This is a genomic window from Limnobaculum eriocheiris, assembly GCF_021010575.1.
Classification (GTDB): Bacteria; Pseudomonadota; Gammaproteobacteria; order Enterobacterales; family Enterobacteriaceae; genus Limnobaculum; species Limnobaculum eriocheiris.
Genome location: NZ_JAJNAG010000033.1, coordinates 1 through 18,732 on the forward strand (window position 1 = coordinate 1; position 18,732 = coordinate 18,732).

Sequence of the window (18,732 nt, forward strand, 5' to 3'; positions counted from 1 at the left end):
GAGGTGGAATGACCGTTTCGGATCACATCACTCGTTTCAGAACAGCGGGGACAAACTACATCAATCTTTGCCATCAATCATCCAAAGGGCGAAGAATACCACAACACTAAATATGCGTCACGACCCAGAAACTGTGTAAATAGTTTTTACATTTTAAGTCATGGTAACATTTTGTTTTATCAGATAATGTTAATAATGCAAAAATAGAGAGTTTTTGTGTTGCGTTTTATTTTTTTTCAAACCGCTAAAAACTACTCATAGATATTTTTTGATGGTATAATTTATAAAGGACAATTACGATATTGTTCCAAGTCGTTGTTATTTTTATAATTAAATTTCAAGGAAATGAATAAATGAAACCTTCCCGCGTTCTTCTTTCTTCTGTTGTTGCTTTTTCTTTACTGGCTTTAAGTGGTTGTGGTGAAAAAGAGCCAGCTAAGGCTGCGGATAATGGTTTACCAGCTGAGTGTAATGAGTATGTTAGTACCATTACTACTTGTGTAAACAAACTGGGTAAAGACAACAAGGCTATGGCCGATCAGTTTAAAACTCAGATGGATGCTGCAACTGAATCCTGGAAAAAAATGAGTGATAAAGAAGCTCTGAAAAACAGCTGTAAAGCTGCTATGGATGCATTCAAACCTACTCTGTCTCAATTGGGCTGTTAATCTAAAATACTCACGCCGTAATTAGATGATTACGGCGTGGTATTATCTAAGTTAATTTATTAATAATTTAATTAGTCCTGTTTCCTTCTATTTTAACTTTCAGGTTTTTTATCGATAAATTATATCGATTTGAAATTTATTCCTTTAAATACGCGTAGGGGATTTCCCCGTTCTATCTGATGATGGAACATGCGTCGTTCCGCCTTTAGTTCAGCGTCGGCTTGTTGACGCAACTGTTCCAAACGGTGTGCAATCAATAAAATCGCCAGGCGCTTATTGGCATGCTGATTTCTTTCCGACTGTACTTTGACGGTTATTCCACTGGCAATATGCGTTGCCCTGATAGCGGAATCGGTTTTATTAACGTGTTGTCCGCCGGGGCCTGATGAACGCAATGATTCAAACTGAATTTCGCTTTCTAACTCTGGATTATTTTGCTCAAATCGGGCAATACCAATAAACCAATTCTTGCGGCCATGGTTAGGCCGGTAGGGACTATTACATATCCATAATACCGAACCACACCAGTTATCCGCCAACCGATCTGCGGCGCTGCCGCTGAGGGAAATCAGCACTGAACGGTAGCCATCAGGCTGTCTGGCGGGTTCAGTTTCCAGACATTCAACCTGCACATTAATGGCGTTAGCTTCTTTTATCAGTTGCTTTAGCGCTTTGCCAACGGCCAGACAACATTCATCTGGCCCCTGAGCAGAGGAGATCTGCAAGAGTATCATTCGCTTTTCCCTCCACTGGTTTTATAGGTCAAAATCGGTTTCAGTCGAGCCAGAATGTTGATCAGTCCGGCTCCAACCATGCTATCAATAACGCTTTCAACCGATTTATAAGCCTGTGGTGCTTCTTCATAAATGAGTTGGCGATCCTGACAAATAACCCGACTTCCCAATTCGGTACGGCTTAACTGAACCGGAGAGAAACGCTCAGACAAACGACCTTTACACTCTGTTCTCATCCATTTTCGACCGGCACCATGAGCCAATGAATGCAGGCTGACATCCGATACAATTGGCATGACCAGATAGCTATAGTCGCCCCGAGAACCCGGTATAATCACCGGACCGCGATTAGCAGGGCTGGCACCTTTACGGTGTAGCCAACCATCAGTGCCGCCAATCTGCGCGGCTTCAACCAGATTGTGGTTAATATCCAGCAGGAATTCACCCGTTGTTTTTATGTGTTCCAGCAACCGTTGAGCGATAAGGCGACGATTTAGTTCGGCAAATCTTAACGCCTGATGATGCTCACTCAGGTATTCATCTGCTTCAGAAGTACCCGCTATTAAGCCGCTATGGTTAAAGCGTTCTACATGACGACGTAAAATTGCCTGACCTAATCCACGGGATCCGCTATGAACTAATAGCAGCAGCTGTTGTGGATTTAATCCTGACTGATTAACGATATCAGGCTGATAAACCTGATCGACCTGTTGTAACTCTGCAAAGTGATTACCACCCCCCACAGATCCCAAAGCATCAGAAAAAGGTGATGCTGACATCTCATCTGAGAGGTGCTGTTGTAACCATTCTGAGCTGGCAAAATCTCCCATGCGGGATAGATTTTTTTCCAGCTTATCCAGATTAGGGCGTTTGCTTGGTATGGTGGTTTGCCACAGGCCCATACCACAGCCAATATCATTACCGACCAATGCCGGATAAAAACGGTTGACGGAAAAAAATGCTGCACCAACCGGATAACCTCTGCCGGGATGCAGGTCCGGCATACCCACTACCTGAGCCATATCCGGTAATGAGGCCGTTGTGTTTAATTGTTGGATCGCGTTGCTTTCGATCCAGGTGTCATCCGACGCGATATAAGAGACGCGTTCAGATAAAGGACGAATAAAATTGCCCATATACCAATCCATATATTGGAGAAAAGATAAAATCAAATTGGCAGGCCGAAGCCAGGGAGTGTAACGGGTAGGGTTAGCTCTGGATACGCCTGCAAAGGGTATTTAATTGAATTTGTTGCATGATATACCTCCTTTGCCAGTGAATTGTGGGTTGAATAAAAACGGCGGCATCATAGACCGCCCAATAATAAATAGCAATGCCTATTATTTTAGTTACCCCGTTATTTCTTTCCCACCACGGTTAAAAGCGGTGAATCAAATATTGCTTCAGGGGATATAACGGTCTCATCCAGCGGAATGGATGAACCATATCGTTCTGCCAGTTTCTTTTTTACCGGGGTTGATGTGAGGTCAAATTCCCGTAACTTTTGCAGATTGCCAATCTTCATACCGAGGGCATTGAAATAGATTTTCCACACCAGTTCCGAACAATATTGCCTGTCATCTGACCAGGAAAAACCCAGGTCATAGGGGGCATTGGCATATAACTGTGCAGTCTTTTGTATCTGCTGCTGTTGCCCGGCAGTCAGGGGTTGTTTTAGCCTTTTAGCCACATACTTACCTTTGACTCCGCGTTTAATCCATTCATTTAACGGAGTGTATTGCACACGTTTAGATGCTTCATAGACATAAGGCCTGTTATTTTTGAACAAAATCATTCCCATATGACTGTAAGGAGAGTGAGTTGCCAACTGAATTGCCTGGCTTTGAGATGAGCGAGAGGTGTGAAACAGAATGTCTCCGGCCTGTGGCTGATAACCGTAGCTCTTTGGCAGAAAGATAAACAGCACTGAGACGATGACGAGAGCCAGAGTCGTTAGCAAAATAGGAAGTCGGGTTTGGGTCATATGATTATAGGTGGTTTGAAAACAAGGATGCCAGCATAACTGGCTTTAATGAAGTGAATGTGAAGTGATTTAGGGTAGCGATAATCGGCCTGATGCAGAGATGTTACAAATTAAATCGTGTCACGGCAGGAGCTCTGGATAATTTTGGTTGATTACCATCTGGGGGTGCTGTAGCGTGAAGCAACATATAGTGAGGTGTTGTTTTTTACTGTCACAGGGATTTATGTGTAACCCGTACCGCAATTGAAACGCTGAAAATTCCCCAGTCATCACATCAATCAACTGAATTTTTTTCTCAAACCCGGCACGCTCAACCATACTGTCCATCTCTCCCTGTGTACGACAGCGCATTACCCAAGGTTTTCCACTCTGATGACTGGTCAGGGAGCGGGCAATCATTTCAAGCTGCGGGTGCCATGGTTGGCCGGTATAGACCAACAGCCCACCTTCAGGAATGGTATCCGCCAGCCCCATCAACGAAGCCTGAACATCTTTGTTCTCGGGGAATAACTCATATAATCCGGAAACAATGCCCAACGTTGGGTTTGGTGTCAGCTCCGCCAGACTTTGACGATCGAAAGCATTACCAACTAAGAATTCAGCCTTTTCTGTCAGGTGACGTTCAGCAATCATCTTCTTGCCCTGCTCCACATTCAGCTCGCTGTAATCCCGTAGAAGAATAGACTCAATATCCTGCGCATCTCCTATCGCATCCAGCACATAGCGGCCGTGGCCTGCGGCTATATCAACAATACGTACTGGCATATTACGCTGTTTAAGATCGCCAATGGCCTGGCGAATCAAGGTTTCAATATTTATCTTACGCTGACGAATGCCTCGCCAGCCAATGCTGTTCAGATATTGTTTATCAATAAAACGCCCAAAGCTATTGCTGCCTTCAGGATGATTACGATAAACATAATCCAGCGTACTGCCTGAATCAAAACCGGTTTCAAAACCAAGACTTACGCCTTTTGATGCTTTGCCTAAAGTGGACATCGCTGAAGTCAGACCGCGATAATAATAACGTTTTATCGAATAATGCGGCAGCGGAGCCATGAGTTCGCGATACTTGTCCGCGTTGGCGCTCCAGCGATCTTCTTCGCTGTAATCATGACGTTGTGGTGCCATAGTAAATAGTTTATCGATAAACGCCCGAATTTTATCAAATGCCAGATGGCGATCTTTCTCACCCAAAGTATCGTGATAAAAACCACTCAGAATATGCTTCTCTTTAACCGATGTATTCAACCGCTGATAAAACTGATGTTGAGGCTTATGGTGTACCACATAATCATCACCGGAAATCAGCAACTGGGTAGGAATAGTGATTGCCGAGGCATCCGCCACAATACGTTCCGAAGTGCTATACAGCTCCAGCAAAATATTTACCGCAATAGCCCGGGTAATCAGCGGGTCCTGATTAAAAGAGTCGACTCGTTCCTGGTCGTGCGTCAGGTATTTTCCTTTAACATAGGAGTTCACATAGAACAAACCGCGGAAACTCCTCATTAACCCCAGACCCGCACGGGCAAACGGAACATAGAGTTTGACCTTAAATGCCGGAGAAGCCAGAATCAACCCTCGGATTTTTGGCGCATAATCATGGGCCCAGGTGGCAGCCAGCACAGCACCAACGCTCTGAGCTATCACGATAACGTTTTCCATCGCCACGCCGCTGTCCGCAGAAACATAGCGAACAAACTCATCCACATCCCGCACTGAAGTTCCTATGCTTGGGCTATAGCCTCTCTCTCCGGATGTCTTACCATGACCACGGGCATCCCATGCATACATAGGTACATTTGGCATATTCAGTTCATCGACAATATGCTGTAAACGACCGGAATGTTCATGTCCACGATGGAAAAGCACAATCACTTTATCGGCCGCTCCCTCATGCTGAGGCCAGCAACGATAGAATAATTCCGTTCCATCGGAGGTTTTAAACCAATTCTCTGTTGCAGTACGAGGTTGCGCTAAACTCATGACTCTCTCCCTTGTGCATTATTTTGCAGCGATTCAAATCGCTGTTTTAAATCCGATATAAAGACCGCTTTGTCTGAATGACAGTAAACAGGCTCATCAATATAGACATCAATAAAGAAAGGCACCGGTATCCACTGCCCTTTTCCCATGGCTCGTCCCAGACCATGCATAAATACCGGGGTCACCGGTACTTCCGGAAATTGCTGACACAAATACCAGAGCCCTGATTTGAATTCAGATAAACGTTCAGGCTCCCCGCGGGTACCTTCAGGAAACAAAACTAATATTTTTCCTTCCTGCAAAGCCTGAACACATCCTGCCAGAGGGTCGCTCTGTTTGGGATCGCCGCCCCGCACGACAGGAATAATGCCAACTACCCGGGTAGCAAACCAGGCCATCCAACGGTTTTTCAGAAAGTAATCAGCCGCGGCTGCCGGGTGCACCAAATGCACCTTTGATAGCGGAAACAGGGTTAATAATGTTAGCAAATCCAGATGACTATTATGGTTAGCAATGATAATCCCAGGCCCTTTTATTGGCAGGCGTTTACGATTGGCAACAGAAACCCCCAACCATGCCAGCACCACCGGATAGGCAATTAACACCACAAACAGTAAACGCAATAGTCGGTTCATTCAGACCTCCATCGCGAATTAATAGTGTAAATAGTATAAAACGTGGAAAAACAGCGGCGCGGTATAAATCAGCGAATCCAGGCGATCCAAAATACCGCCGTGTCCCGGTAATAATTTACCTGAATCTTTTACCCCAATATCACGCTTAACGGCAGACATAACCACATCACCAATAAAGCCAGTTACGCCAATTAATAGCCCCACCAGGACTGATTCCCAACCGCTTAATGGCGTTAAAACTCCGCCCAATAGCCAGGCCAGGAACATGGTGGTTATCACGCCTCCCACTAAGCCCTCCAGGGTTTTATTCGGGCTGACTTTTGGGATCACTTTAATACGACCAAATGATTTACCCCATAAATACTGGGCAATATCATTACACTCGGTTAAAACTACCAGGAAAATCACCAACAAAGGCCCGGTTTCTGGCTTACCAGGTAATACGGTTAAATAGGCTACATGACTAATGGCGAATACCGTCGTCATAACCCCCCAATGCAGCATCGATGCGGAATGGAGGAAATCCTTATTATTACCAATCAGCACCATACGCATTGGCAGGAACAGGAAAACATACACCGGAATAAACACCAGGAACATGCTGTACCATTCAATACCGATCCAATAATACTGAATAGGAATTGCAATATAGGCCCATAACAAAGGCATATGGTCAGTACGTCGGGTTGGTATTAGCGTCAGATACTCTTTTAACGCCAGAAAGCTGATAATGGCAAAAATAGTCAGTGAAATGGCTCGAGGCGTAGAGATAGCCAGAGCAAAAACGATAACAATCCACCACCAGGTGTTAATTCTCTGACGCAATTCTGTCCAGTCACGTTCCGGTGAACGCAGGGCCATAACGCGAATAGTAATGCTGGCGACAATCAACAAAGCAAACATGATGATTAGCGCACGAATCAAGATTGGGCTCATATTATGGCTCTCCGGCTATGAGTTAACCTCTGCCAGTGCTCTGCAGCAGCGATTCAGGCAGGTCCATACCAATAAAACAGATACCAGAGAAAAAAGTATCCAGCTCCATTCCATGCACACTGGCCAAATAAAAATAGCCAGCGCATAGGCACCAAAAATCAACGCTCTGTCACTTTTTCCCATTGGTCCATCATAGCGCCGGGAAGCACCAATCGTTTGAGCCAGTACTCCACAAAACTCGGTCAGAATAGAGAGTAATACCGCCAGTAAAACCAGCCATGGGGTTGCTCCTGGTAACAGGGCAAATGGCAAATAGAGTGCAGCATCAGATATCACATCACCGGTTTCATTAAGCAATGCGCCCAGCTTTGATTTTTGGTTATATTCCCGTGCCAGTAAACCATCAATGGCATTTAGCGCCATACGGATAAACAAGAATATTGGCAGAATCAGAAACAGCGCCGGATGAGGATAAAAGAAAAGCAACAGTCCGATAGCAACGGATGCTATCAAGGCCGCTAGCGTAACTTGATTAGCCGTTATACCTGCACGAAAAAGACGTTTTAACAGAGGTCTCAATAAGGCCTGAAACCGTGGTTTAAGATCGTATAGAGTCATAAATTGTATTTAAATTCTATATTCTTTCAGGGCCCTTATTTAAGGGCCTATTTTATTGATTTCTTCCTATATTTACATTGTGATAAGTGTTGTTTCATTTTCCGTTGAGGGCATGAATTAATTCTGTATTCCCTTCCTTTCTGTTGATACCAAATCGTGTGATAAAGTTTAATTTACTGAGTTTAAGTAATATGCTTTTTCTCAAAGTAATTTATATAGCCTTTGCGTTCAGAATGTTAATGAAAAAACATTCGACCATTTGAATGGTCGCCGGGTGAAATATTTCCTGACAAAGGAATGCCAGAAACATATCTAAAGCACTTTCTAAATCAGTATGATTGGTTATGATAACGGCTAAATAACGCAATAAAAGCGTTAATAATGCAAACGATAGTGCCGGGTGACGGCGTATCATGGACAGAGTGCGTCGAATGAATGAACTAACGTTAAATCCTGATTCTCGCCGGCAGCTTTGGTTGCGAGCCGGTATCTGGCTGCTGTTTCTGGCACCTTTCTTCTTTTTAACCTACGGCCAGGTTAATCAATTTACCGCAACCCGGGATGATGTTGGTGTACTGGCGTTTAGCTGGGAGTCATCAATTCCTTTTCTGCCCTAGACCATTGTTCCTTACTGGAGCATCGATCTGTTGTATGGTATTTCACTGTTTATTTGTACTTCCCGTCGTGAACTGATGGTACATGGCCTGCGGCTGGCCGTTGCCTCCGTTGCGGCTAGTGTTGGTTTTTTGCTGTTTCCATTAAGATTTAGCTTTGTCAGGCCAGTCAGTGACGGAATGTTCGGTTGGTTGTTTCAGCAACTGGAGATGTTTGATCTTCCCTTTAATCAGGCTCCGTCGCTGCATATTATTTTACTTTGGCTGCTCTGGCTGCGTTTTTATCCCCATACCTCTTCAAAGTGGCGTTGGTTATTACACGGTTGGTTTGCCCTCATTGGTATCTCGGTTTTGACCACCTGGCAGCATCACTTTATTGATGTGATCACCGGATTATTTGTCGGCGTTATTATTAGTTATGCTCTACCCGTGACCTCTCACTGGCGCTGGAAACCAAGTCAGGACCCTTTTGCCCGCAGGCTGGCGGGTTATTACTATTCTGCCGCGTTAATTTTAACGGTTCTGGCCTGTTGGCCGGGAAGTGGTTTTTGGTTGTTACTATGGCCAGCGGTTGCTTTGCTGATGGTGGCATTAGGTTATAGCGGTTTGGGAAGCGCAATTTTCCAAAAGAACACGGCGGGTAAGATGTCACCTTCGGCGCGTTTACTGTTAATGCCTTATCAAATTGGAGCCTGGTGCTCATTTCGCTATTTTAGTGTTAAATATGACCGAAATAATCAGATTACTGAGGGGGTCCTGTTAGGCAGTTATCCCCGTCATACTGTCGCGGTGAATGCCGTACTGGATATGACTTCAGAGTGGCAAAGAAGTCCTTACATCCCTGCGGTTGCCTATATTGCCTGTCCGCAGCTTGATTTACTGGCACCAAGCGAAGAAGAATTACAGCGTTCCGTACAGGCGCTCAATGAGTTATATCCTCACGGGCAAGTGTTAGTGCATTGTGCATTGGGATTATCCCGTAGTGCGATTGTGGTGGCAGCCTGGCTGTTACAGCAACAGAAAGTCAGCAGCATTGCAGAAGCAGAAGCGGTGATTCGTCAGGCTCGTCCGAAAATTATCTTCAGGGAGTCTCATCTGGATGCTTTGAATCGCTGGGTTAAACGCTATTTAGTTTTATAACCGGAAAGGTAACAAATGATAATTGAGCATCCAATGGCCGGAAAAGTGTTGATTGCTACGCTGAATAGCTGGCGTTATTTTGCGGCACTTTCTGCGTTTGCTATGTTATTTACATTGCTGATGTTATTTTTTGCTGACTATTCGGCCGTGATGTTGGCGATTTCTTTAATGCTTGGACTTGCCTGCCATTACTATTGCTGGCGCCTGTGGATGGACACACATCTGTTTAATATTTTTTATCGTTTTTCCGGGGAAACAGAGGTTTTTGATACGGCGATCAATGTGTGTTGGGGAAAGAAAGGGGAGAATAACCGTAGCCTGGATTCCCGCTGGTCAGGCGCACGTCAATTGTTGTACCGGGCCGGGTTTTTGGTATTAGCCCAGTGGGGAGTGGTTATCCTGATGGTTCTGTTTTCGGGTTTTCAGTAGATATCAGTAAGTTGATAAGTACGGATTGTTTTAATCTGTTACATTTCAAAATTGTGCTTGCCTGATATTTATCGTACAAAGAAAGTAGGGTTAATTATGTCGAAGAAATCGACAGCAGATAAAGCAAGAAGGTTTATATGGCTGGTATAAGCATTACTAAGTTATTGATCATCGGTGCACTCATCGTTCTGTTATTTGGTACTAATAAGTTACGTACCTTAGGTAGTGATTTGGGCGCAGCAATCAAAGGCTTTAAAAAAGCGATGGATAATGATACGCCATCAACAGATGCAACCAATGAAGCTGCTCCACAGGTAGAGAATAAAAAGTAATTATCTGATTAGTCTGCTTTCCGGGTTTAATAAATGAAAAAGCGTGCAATAAACAGCACGCTTTTTTATGAAAACGATCCGGCAGTTTAGCACTGCCAGGTTCAATTATTTTACTTCTTCACCTTTTGCCTGTAGGTCAGCATGGTATGAAGAACGAACAAAAGGTCCACAGGCGGCATGGGTGAAGCCCATTGCCATTGCTTCAGCTTTCATCTCATCAAATTCGGCAGGGCTTACATAACGTTGAACAGCCAGGTGATGGCGACTCGGTTGCAAATATTGTCCCAGGGTTAACATGGTGACGCCATGAGCGCGTAAATCACGCATAACTTCAATAATTTCCTGATTAGTTTCTCCCAGCCCTACCATCAATCCTGATTTGGTTGGAATATCAGGGTGCGTTTGCTTAAAACGCTCCAGCAGCTTTAGCGACCAGCCATAGTCGGCCCCCGGACGAACCTGACGGTAAAGACGAGGGATATTCTCCAGATTGTGGTTAAACACATCCGGTGGAGTTGCAGTGAGTATATCTAATGCGCGATCCATCCGGCCGCGAAAATCAGGCACCAGCGTTTCAATTTTAATGGTTGGATTTTTATCGCGAATTGCACTGATACAGTCAGCAAAGTGCTGCGCTCCGCCATCCCGCAGATCGTCACGGTCAACGGAAGTGATAACCACATAGCGAAGCCCCATATCCTGAATGGTTTGCGCCAGCTTTTGTGGTTCATTTGCATCAGGAGCCATTGGGCGGCCATGGGCGACATCGCAGAAAGGGCAGCGGCGAGTACAAATCGCCCCGAGAATCATAAAGGTTGCCGTACCGTGGTTAAAGCATTCCGCCAGATTGGGGCAGGAAGCCTCTTCACAAACGGAATGCAATCCATTCTTGCGCATTGCGGCTTTGATACCCTGAATACGGCTTGAATCTGCGGGTAATTTAATTTTCATCCATTCAGGTTTGCGTAACATCTCCTGACGCTCGGTCTCTACCGACTTTACCGGAATTAGTGCCATTTTGTCGGCATCACGATATTTGATACCGCGTTCCATCTGAATTGGTTTACTCATAGTCGTTAATATTCCAATAGCCTGGCTCGGGATGATGATAACCGAGTAATTGCGTAAATTCCCGTATCAGAACAGGATGTACATGTTCAAAGCGGACTGATTCAGCTAACTGTTTTACCTGCGTCATGTGCATACCGGCATAGCCACAGGGATTAATGCGGGTGAATGGTTCAAGGTCCATATCGATATTTAAGGCTAATCCATGCAGAGAACAGCCCCGACGGATACGTAATCCCAGGGAACAGATCTTATCATGATCGACATAAACACCGGGAGCATCCGGACGGGCTTTCGCCTGAATATCAAAATGAGCCAGAGTTCGGATAACCGTCTGTTCAAGGGCCGTCACCAGCTCTCTGACGCCCATCTTTTTTCGCTTAAGATCGAGCATGACATACATCACTTGCTGGCCCGGACCGTGATAGGTCACCTGACCTCCGCGATCGCTCTGAATAACCGGAATATCACCGGCAGCCAGAACGTGCTCTGCTTTACCTGCCTGACCCTGAGTAAATACGCGAGGATGCTGAACTAACCACAGCTCATCCGATGTGGTACTCGCTCTGCGGTCGGTAAAAGTATGCATCGCCTGAGATACGGACAGATAAGGTTGTACCCCAAGTTGACGTAAGATAATGGTGTCTTGTTGCAAGGAGGTCATCATAACGTTGCAAAAATGGTAACAACATTATACCCACCGATTAGGGAGACCACCAGACGAAATCGGAAGATTCGCTCTTTTAAAGCAATAGGGGAGAATGGTATTAATAATAGGCTAACTATTATTGATGTTGATATGGCACCCGTCAGGTGCCAATTTCGCTCATTATCATCCAGCCTACGCCATATCGATCGGTGAGCATTCCAAACCCACTGGACCAGAAAGTCCGCTGAAAAGGTAAGTTAACTTTTCCTCCGGAAGAGAGTGACTTAAACAAGCGTTCAGCATCTGTTTTGCTGTCCGCTTTCAGGGAGAGGCTAAACCCGTTAAAGTCAGGATGCATACGGTCACACTGACCGTCAGACGCCATAAATTGCGAATGACCCACGCTGACGTTAGCATGCATGATTTTATCTTTCCATTCGTCGGGAACAGGAGTGAGCAGCGCATCGGGAGACTCACTGTAGCGCATGAGTGTGATGATTCTGGCGCCGATACTACGTTGATAGAACTGTAGTGCCTCTTCACAATTACCGTCGAAAAACAGATAAGGCTGGACTTCCATCATATATCCTCGCTATCAATCGTCTGAAGTAAAATGGTCGATGGTTTTCCTTATTTCAAGAATAGTGTCAGCGCTTCAGTTCTGCCACCGACTGCTGAAACAGATGTGACAGGATAATTAAAAGAGGAATAAAGGAGTTAATCTGAAGCGGGGAGCATTTGTCACAGCGGGTTACATAATGGCTATTCAGGACAGTAATAATCCACCTGCATAGCAGGTGGCTTTGACACGGCCCCCTAAAAGGGGGCTAACTGCTGTATAAACACCATCTCATTACTATTCCTGTATTTTCAGTCTGCATAAAACCAAGTCCGTGACTCACATCAATATGATGAAATAAGAAAAATAATCGACTTAGTATTTATTCGGGCAAAGCCCTACAAGAACAATCACCACCTCCAGAGGAGGTGGTTTAAGAATGACAATAAAAAACGGACAGGGAAAACCTGTCCGTTTTATCAATCACGTATTTTTGTTGGCTAATTACAGCACCATACGCACAATCTCGATATCACCCAGCTCTTCATATAGCGTTTCTACTTGCTCAATATGAGTTGCGGTAATGGTGATAGAGACGGAGTGGTAGTTTCCCTTGCTACTGGGCTTAACCTGAGGGTTATAGTCGCCAGGGGCATGGCGTTGTACCACTTCCACTACCTGCTCGACCAGCTCCGGTTGTGCCAGGCCCATCACTTTATAAGTAAAAGAACATGGGAACTCAAGCAGTTCATTCAGCTTCGTTTTCATGGTTGCTCCAACAAAAATTTAAAAAGAGTATGGCCTGTAAAAATTATAGCTCCCGCGGTGGCGGGAGCTATATTTCATCAGACTTATTTATTAAATGGGGCCTGAAATTCGTTTTTCAAGGCGATTAGCCAAACCAGCGATGGAACAGCAACTTAATATGGTCAACCATGCGACCAAAGAAACCGCCTTCCTGCACTTCGTTTAATACCACTAATGGACGCTGTTCAATCGTCTTGCCATCCAACTGGAAGTTAATAGTACCAACAGCCTGTCCTTTCGCCAGCGGAGCATTGATTTCACTGTTAGTCAGGGTATAGCTGGCTTTCAGGTCGTTAAGACGTCCGCGAGGAATGGTTAGCGATGCATTTTTATCCACCCCTAACTGAACGCGATCGGTATCACCAAACCACACTGGTTCTGAAGCAAACTCTTTACCTACTTGCAGTGGAGTAACGGTTTCGAAGAAGCGGAAGCCCCATGTCAGCAGTTTTTTACTTTCAGTTTCACGGCCTTTAAAAGTACGACCGCCCATAACAACGGAGATTAAACGCATGTTACCTTCGGTTGCAGAGGCAACCAGGTTATAACCGGCTGCTGCGGTATGACCGGTTTTTATACCGTCAACATTCAGGCTGGTATCCCACAGTAGGCCATTGCGGTTTGGCTGTTTAATATTATTAAAGTAAAACTCTTTCTCTTTATATACCGCGTATTCTTCCGGTACATCACGAATCAGGGCCTGACCGATAATGGCCATATCGCGGGCCGAGCTAAACTGACCGGCAGCATCTAAACCATGTACGGTGCCAAAGTGGGTATTTTGCAATCCCAGCGCCTTTACATAGTTGTTCATGATATTAACGAAAGCACCCTGACTACCGGCAACGTGCTCGGCCATGGCGACACAAGCATCGTTTCCTGATTGAATAACGATGCCGCGATTAAGTTCAGAAACTTTAACCTGAGTGCCTGGTTGTAAAAACATCAGGGAAGAACCTTTAAAGACCGGATTTCCGGTAGCCCAGGCTTCTTTACTGATGGTGACATTATCATTCAGGCTGATTTTTCCAGCTTTAATGCTTTGGCCGATAACATAACTGGTCATCATTTTAGTCAGGCTGGCAGGATCTCTGCGGGTATCGGCATTCATTTCTGCCAGTACCTTACCTGAGTTATAGTCCATCAAAATATAGGCTTCAGCATCAATTTGCGGGACAGCCGGGATGATAGTGGTAAGATTTACATCATCAGCTTTAACGACAGAAGTCGTACCCAGAGCGATTAAGGCACCCAAAGTCAGACTTTTGAGCAGAGTATGGCGAAATGTTTTTGTAGATAGCGTCTGTTTCATAAGCGGGACAACAATATCCGTAGAAAGTTAATAACGGCCACAGTATAACAGGTGGTCAGCCAAGGGGCACCCAACGCGCGTTGTTTTATGGGTATCCGGTGCCGTTGAATTTGTCCATGTCTGTGAGACGATGAGGTGACAACCCGCTGATTAGCGTGATGCCACCAGAATAATACTATTTGGCTGTCCCTGGCTTGCTAAACGTTGTTGCAATTCTTGAGCCTGCTCTCTGGTACTGAAAGGGCCTAGCTGGATACGATAGTAGGCTCCGGCAACGGACACCATTCCAGGTACATTCAGCTGATTACTTAATCTTTTTTGTACTTCAACAGCCCGCTGGCGGTTATTCACTGCACTGACCTGAACCAGAAAGCCGGTTGAGGTTGCGCTGACCATTTGGGCGTTATCGCGGTCAGGGTTAGCGGGTACAGTGGCGGTTGAATTTGATGCAGCCGGAATATTGACTCTTTCATCTTGTGATGGGGCACTGAGTAACAAGCTATGGTTATTATCTGTAGGGGTTGGTATCGTCACCCGATTGTCAGGCTGGACAGGAATGTTCACGGAGACTTCCTGTTGGGCGCTCAGGCTTTGTTGGGGTGAAACCACCTGATTACCAATTAACGGGCGATCCTGCAGTTCATAGGAACGTTTGGCAACGGCTGAACCAATAGTGCCAGGGCCTGATAGTTGACCATTTGGCGAAACCATAATCACATCCAGTCTTACTTTGGTTTGACCCGTAATATTCAGACGGTCAGCCGCGGCTTTAGACAGATCGATTATTCGACCTTTGGTAAAAGGCCCACGATCATTAACGCGAACCACTAACTGACGGCCATTACTCAAATTAGTGACTCGTACATAACTGGGAAGAGGCAGAGTAGGGTGAGCTGCACTTAATTCATATGCGTCAAAGGTTTCACCGATAGCTGTTTTGTTGCCATGTAACTCCTGACCATACCAACTTGCCAGCCCCTCTTCGCTAAAGTTTTCTGGCTGAGTAATGATACGGTAGCTTTTTCCTCTTACCTTATAATCTTTCATGGTGCCAATATTATAAGGTTCATAACGAGGTTCAACGCCGCTAATTTCTGTAGCAGGCCCGGAATGAGGCAACGGCGGCAATGTCGGTGTTTTGGGCGGAGGGGGTGTTGATTCACAAGCTGCCAGCATGAAACCCATTGCACAAATCCATAGCCACTGTTTACGCATCAACATTGTCCTTAAACGTTTTTTGAAAGTAGTTTTCTGTGGGTATGTACCGACATGATAATACCCATCCCGGCCATCAGCACAATCAGTGCGGAACCGCCATAACTGATGAACGGTAACGGTACGCCAACTACCGGCAAAATTCCACTAACCATACCGATATTGACAAAAACATACACACAAAGAATCATCACTATTCCGCCAATCAGCACCCGACCAAAACTGGTTTGAGCATGAGCGGCCAGCATAAATCCACGAATAATGACGCATAAATAGAGCGCTAATAGCACCAGTACACCAATCAGCCCTAGCTCTTCAGCCAGAACGGCGAAGATAAAGTCGGTGTGGCGTTCAGGCAGAAACTCTAACTGAGACTGGGTGCCATGCAGCCAGCCTTTGCCCCATAAGCCGCCGGAACCAATGGCAATCTTTGATTGAATAATATGATAGCCAGCACCCAGAGGGTCACTTTCCGGATCGAGTAGCATCATTACCCGCCCTCGCTGATAATCGTGCATCAGGAAGAACCAAAGCACCGGAATAAAGGCGGCGATACCCAATGCGGCAACAAATATCAGCCGCCAGCTCATACCTGCCAAAAACAGGATAAATAAGCCGGATGCTGCAACCAGTATTGCCGTTCCCAGGTCGGGTTGCGCGGCAACCAGCATAGTTGGAAAGAAAATGATCACCAGAGCAATACCGGTGTTTTTCAAAGACGGGGGACAAGAATCACGGTTTATATAGCGGGCAACCATAAGCGGAACCGCTATTTTAGCAATTTCTGAAGGCTGAAAACGCACCACGCCCAAATCTAACCAGCGCTGCGCCCCTTTACTGATTTGACCGAAAACGTCCACCAGAATAAGCAGTATCACGCAAAAGATATACAGGTATGGAGCCCAGTTTTCATACACTCTGGGTGGTATCTGAGCCATGACCAACATCACTGCAAACCCAAGAATAGTTTGGGTAATTTTACGTTCCATCATATCCGGATCTTGCCCACTGGCGCTCCATAAGACAAAAAAGCTATAGGCAAGCAGAGCCAGCAGAAAGAAAATCATAATGGGCTCAATATGGATTTTGGTCCATATGGTTGGTTTTTTGTTATCGCTCATCGGTTATTTATCAGTCACTGTCAGTCACCATCACTGGGTGATGCATTAAGTTCAGGCATTGCTGTGTTCTGATCGTTCAGCAATATGTGGTCAAGAATACGGCGTACAATTGGCCCCGCATTACCACCGCCACCGCCGCCGTTTTCAAGGATCATTGAAACAGCAACTCTTGGACTATCATAAGGGGCAAAACCAACAAACAGTGCGTGGTCGCGCAGGTGTTCTGAAATCTTTTTAGCATTATAGACTTCATTTTTTTTCAGGCCGAAAACCTGAGCGGTTCCTGATTTGCCTGCCGCCTTATAGGGCGTACCGGCAAATATGCGACGAGCCGTACCGTTAGGACGAGAAACCACACCATACATACCATCTTTGGCAATTTCCCAGAAACCAGACTTTATATCCCCAATGTGGATATTCTCTTTCTGCTGATAAGGGACCAGTTTGCCGTTAATTTTTGTGCCACTGAGTAAATGAGGGGTTTTCACTAAACCATCATTAATTAGCGTCACCAGTGATTTAGACATTTGAAGCGGAGTAGCGGTCCAGTAACCCTGACCGATCCCAACAGGAATAGTGTCACCCTGATACCATTGTTTTTTATGGCGTTTCATTTTCCATTCGCGAGTTGGCATAACGCCAGGGTACTCTTCAGCAATATCAATCCCGCTATATTCACCGTAGCCGAATTTTCTCATCCAGCTGGATAAACGGTCAATTCCCATATCATAGGCGACCTGATAGAAATAGGTATCGGCAGACTCTTCCAGTGCGCGGGTAACATCCAGATGACCATGGCCCGAGCGCTTCCAGTCACGATAACGTTTATCTGTGTTAGGCAGTTGCCACCAGCCGGGATCGTAAATGGAGGTTTTCTTGGTAATAACCCCTTCCGATAGGGCAGCAACCGCAATATAAGGCTTCACCGTCGACGCGGGAGGGTAGGTGCCCTGAGTGGTACGGTTGATAAGCGGTCTGTCCGGATCGTTCAATAATTTTTGATAATCACTATAGGCAATGCCATCAACAAACATATTGGGGTCATAGCTGGGGCTGGAAACCATGGCTAATATTCCACCGTCCCGTGGATCGCTGACAACCACTGCTGCACGACGGGTACCCAATAATTCTTCAATATATTTTTGCAGGCTTAAGTCGATGGTTAGATAGATGTCCTTCCCTGCCTGAGGTGGTTGTTCATTTAGCTGACGAATAACTCGCCCACGGCTGTTAACTTCAACTTCTTCATAGCCAGGCTTACCGTGCAGTACTTCTTCGTAATACTTTTCAATGCCCTGTTTACCAATGTCATGTGTGGCTGAGTAATCCTGTAGCTGATCGCTGGCGGCCAGACGTTCTAAATCCTGGGTGTTTATTTTTGAAACGTAGCCAACAACGTGGGTCAGGGCTGAACCATAAGGATAAAAACGACGTTGATATCCTTTTATCTCAATGCCAGGAAAGCGATATTGATTAACGGCAAAGTGGGCAATTTGTAACTCTGTGAGTTTGGTTTTTAGCGCAATGGGTGTAAAGCGACGTGAGTTCTTACGCTCTTTTTCGAAGTTGGCAATATCATCGTCATCTAAATCAACAATTGAACGTAGCTCTTCCATCGCACCCTTCAAATTGCTGATTTTTTCTGGTACCAACTCAAGCTGATAGATTGTTCGATTTTCTGCTAATACCACACCATTGCGGTCATAGATTAATCCGCGGGTAGGGGCGATAGGGACCAGTTTAATGCGGTTGTCGTTAGAACGGGTTTGGTAGTCTTCAAAACGTTTAATCTGGATGTTATAGAGGTTAGCAATAAGAACGGCAATAAGAATAATAACGCCAACAAGAGCAACCAATGCCCGGCGTATAAATAAAGCAGATTCTGCCGTGTGGTCACGGAAGGCGTTAGGTTCTTTTTTCAT

Annotated in this window: 18 protein-coding genes and 2 pseudogenes; 4 read left to right on the plus strand and 16 right to left on the minus strand. The window is 45.4% G+C overall.

Going from position 1 to position 18,732, the window contains the following annotated elements:
• Positions 1-74 (minus strand): IS1 family transposase (locus tag LPW36_RS12870; protein WP_338085967.1); only part of this gene is annotated, 74 nt, incomplete at its 3' end.
• A 279-nt stretch (positions 75-353) separates the two neighbouring features.
• Here LPW36_RS12870 and LPW36_RS12875 point away from each other — a divergent pair.
• Positions 354-668 carry a hypothetical protein gene (locus LPW36_RS12875; RefSeq protein ID WP_230610208.1) on the plus strand — a complete coding sequence of 105 codons (315 nt, stop codon included), beginning with the start codon at positions 354-356 and terminating at the stop codon, positions 666-668.
• Positions 669-787: 119 nt separating this feature from the next.
• Here LPW36_RS12875 and prfH read toward each other — a convergent pair whose 3' ends face one another.
• The 7 genes and pseudogenes from prfH to LPW36_RS12910 all read right to left on the minus strand — a co-directional run bounded on the left by prfH (position 788) and on the right by LPW36_RS12910 (position 7,564).
• A complete protein-coding gene (gene prfH / locus LPW36_RS12880; protein ID WP_230610210.1) occupies positions 788-1,402 on the minus strand; it encodes a peptide chain release factor H in 615 nt (204 codons plus the stop codon).
• Complete coding sequence (locus tag LPW36_RS12885) at positions 1,399-2,538, minus strand: RNA ligase RtcB family protein (protein WP_230610212.1); 1,140 nt, start codon at positions 2,536-2,538, stop codon at positions 1,399-1,401. Before LPW36_RS12885 ends, prfH begins: the two co-directional genes overlap by 4 nt.
• Before the next feature lie 221 nt (positions 2,539-2,759).
• Complete coding sequence (locus LPW36_RS12890; RefSeq protein ID WP_230610214.1) at positions 2,760-3,386, minus strand: YiiX family permuted papain-like enzyme; 627 nt, start codon at positions 3,384-3,386, stop codon at positions 2,760-2,762.
• A gap of 211 nt (positions 3,387-3,597) precedes the next feature.
• Positions 3,598-5,375 (minus strand): annotated as a pseudogene (locus LPW36_RS12895) (bifunctional alpha/beta hydrolase/class I SAM-dependent methyltransferase).
• Positions 5,372-6,010, minus strand: coding sequence for a lysophospholipid acyltransferase family protein (locus tag LPW36_RS12900; protein ID WP_230610216.1), 639 nt, complete (start codon positions 6,008-6,010; stop codon positions 5,372-5,374). Before LPW36_RS12900 ends, LPW36_RS12895 begins: the two are co-directional and overlap by 4 nt.
• Before the next feature lie 18 nt (positions 6,011-6,028).
• Complete coding sequence (locus tag LPW36_RS12905) at positions 6,029-6,946, minus strand: phosphatidate cytidylyltransferase (RefSeq protein WP_230610218.1); 918 nt, start codon at positions 6,944-6,946, stop codon at positions 6,029-6,031.
• Positions 6,947-6,961: 15 nt separating this feature from the next.
• Complete coding sequence (locus LPW36_RS12910; RefSeq protein WP_230610220.1) at positions 6,962-7,564, minus strand: CDP-alcohol phosphatidyltransferase family protein; 603 nt, start codon at positions 7,562-7,564, stop codon at positions 6,962-6,964.
• A gap of 431 nt (positions 7,565-7,995) precedes the next feature.
• On the opposite strand from LPW36_RS12910, the pseudogene LPW36_RS12915 reads away from it, so the two are divergent.
• The 3 genes and pseudogenes from LPW36_RS12915 to tatA all read left to right on the plus strand — a co-directional run bounded on the left by LPW36_RS12915 (position 7,996) and on the right by tatA (position 10,079).
• Positions 7,996-9,318 (plus strand): annotated as a pseudogene (locus LPW36_RS12915) (phosphatase PAP2/dual specificity phosphatase family protein).
• Between the two features lie 15 nt (positions 9,319-9,333).
• Positions 9,334-9,747, plus strand: coding sequence for a hypothetical protein (locus tag LPW36_RS12920; RefSeq protein ID WP_230610222.1), 414 nt, complete (start codon positions 9,334-9,336; stop codon positions 9,745-9,747).
• Between the two features lie 137 nt (positions 9,748-9,884).
• A complete protein-coding gene (gene tatA, locus LPW36_RS12925; RefSeq protein ID WP_230610224.1) occupies positions 9,885-10,079 on the plus strand; it encodes a Sec-independent protein translocase subunit TatA in 195 nt (64 codons plus the stop codon).
• A 105-nt stretch (positions 10,080-10,184) separates the two neighbouring features.
• Here tatA and lipA read toward each other — a convergent pair whose 3' ends face one another.
• The 8 genes from lipA to mrdA all read right to left on the minus strand — a co-directional run bounded on the left by lipA (position 10,185) and on the right by mrdA (position 18,732).
• On the minus strand, positions 10,185-11,150 hold the full coding sequence (gene lipA / locus LPW36_RS12930; protein WP_230610229.1) for a lipoyl synthase: 966 nt from the start codon (positions 11,148-11,150) through the stop codon (positions 10,185-10,187).
• Positions 11,143-11,814 (minus strand): lipoyl(octanoyl) transferase LipB, encoded by a 672-nt coding sequence (gene lipB, locus LPW36_RS12935; protein WP_230610231.1) that lies wholly within the window; start codon positions 11,812-11,814, stop codon positions 11,143-11,145. The genes lipA and lipB overlap by 8 nt, the downstream gene beginning before the upstream one ends.
• Positions 11,815-11,956: 142 nt before the next feature.
• A complete protein-coding gene (locus tag LPW36_RS12940; RefSeq protein WP_230610233.1) occupies positions 11,957-12,379 on the minus strand; it encodes a VOC family protein in 423 nt (140 codons plus the stop codon).
• A 480-nt stretch (positions 12,380-12,859) separates the two neighbouring features.
• Positions 12,860-13,123, minus strand: coding sequence for a DUF493 family protein YbeD (ybeD, locus tag LPW36_RS12945; protein WP_230610238.1), 264 nt, complete (start codon positions 13,121-13,123; stop codon positions 12,860-12,862).
• A 124-nt stretch (positions 13,124-13,247) separates the two neighbouring features.
• Positions 13,248-14,474 (minus strand): D-alanyl-D-alanine carboxypeptidase DacA, encoded by a 1,227-nt coding sequence (gene dacA, locus LPW36_RS12950; protein ID WP_230610240.1) that lies wholly within the window; start codon positions 14,472-14,474, stop codon positions 13,248-13,250.
• A 150-nt stretch (positions 14,475-14,624) separates the two neighbouring features.
• Complete coding sequence (rlpA, locus tag LPW36_RS12955; RefSeq protein WP_230610242.1) at positions 14,625-15,689, minus strand: endolytic peptidoglycan transglycosylase RlpA; 1,065 nt, start codon at positions 15,687-15,689, stop codon at positions 14,625-14,627.
• 11 nt (positions 15,690-15,700) lie between these two features.
• Entirely contained in the window at positions 15,701-16,810 is a 1,110-nt protein-coding gene (mrdB, locus tag LPW36_RS12960) for a peptidoglycan glycosyltransferase MrdB (RefSeq protein WP_230610247.1), read from the minus strand.
• A 20-nt stretch (positions 16,811-16,830) separates the two neighbouring features.
• Complete coding sequence (mrdA, locus tag LPW36_RS12965) at positions 16,831-18,732, minus strand: peptidoglycan DD-transpeptidase MrdA (RefSeq protein WP_230610249.1); 1,902 nt, start codon at positions 18,730-18,732, stop codon at positions 16,831-16,833.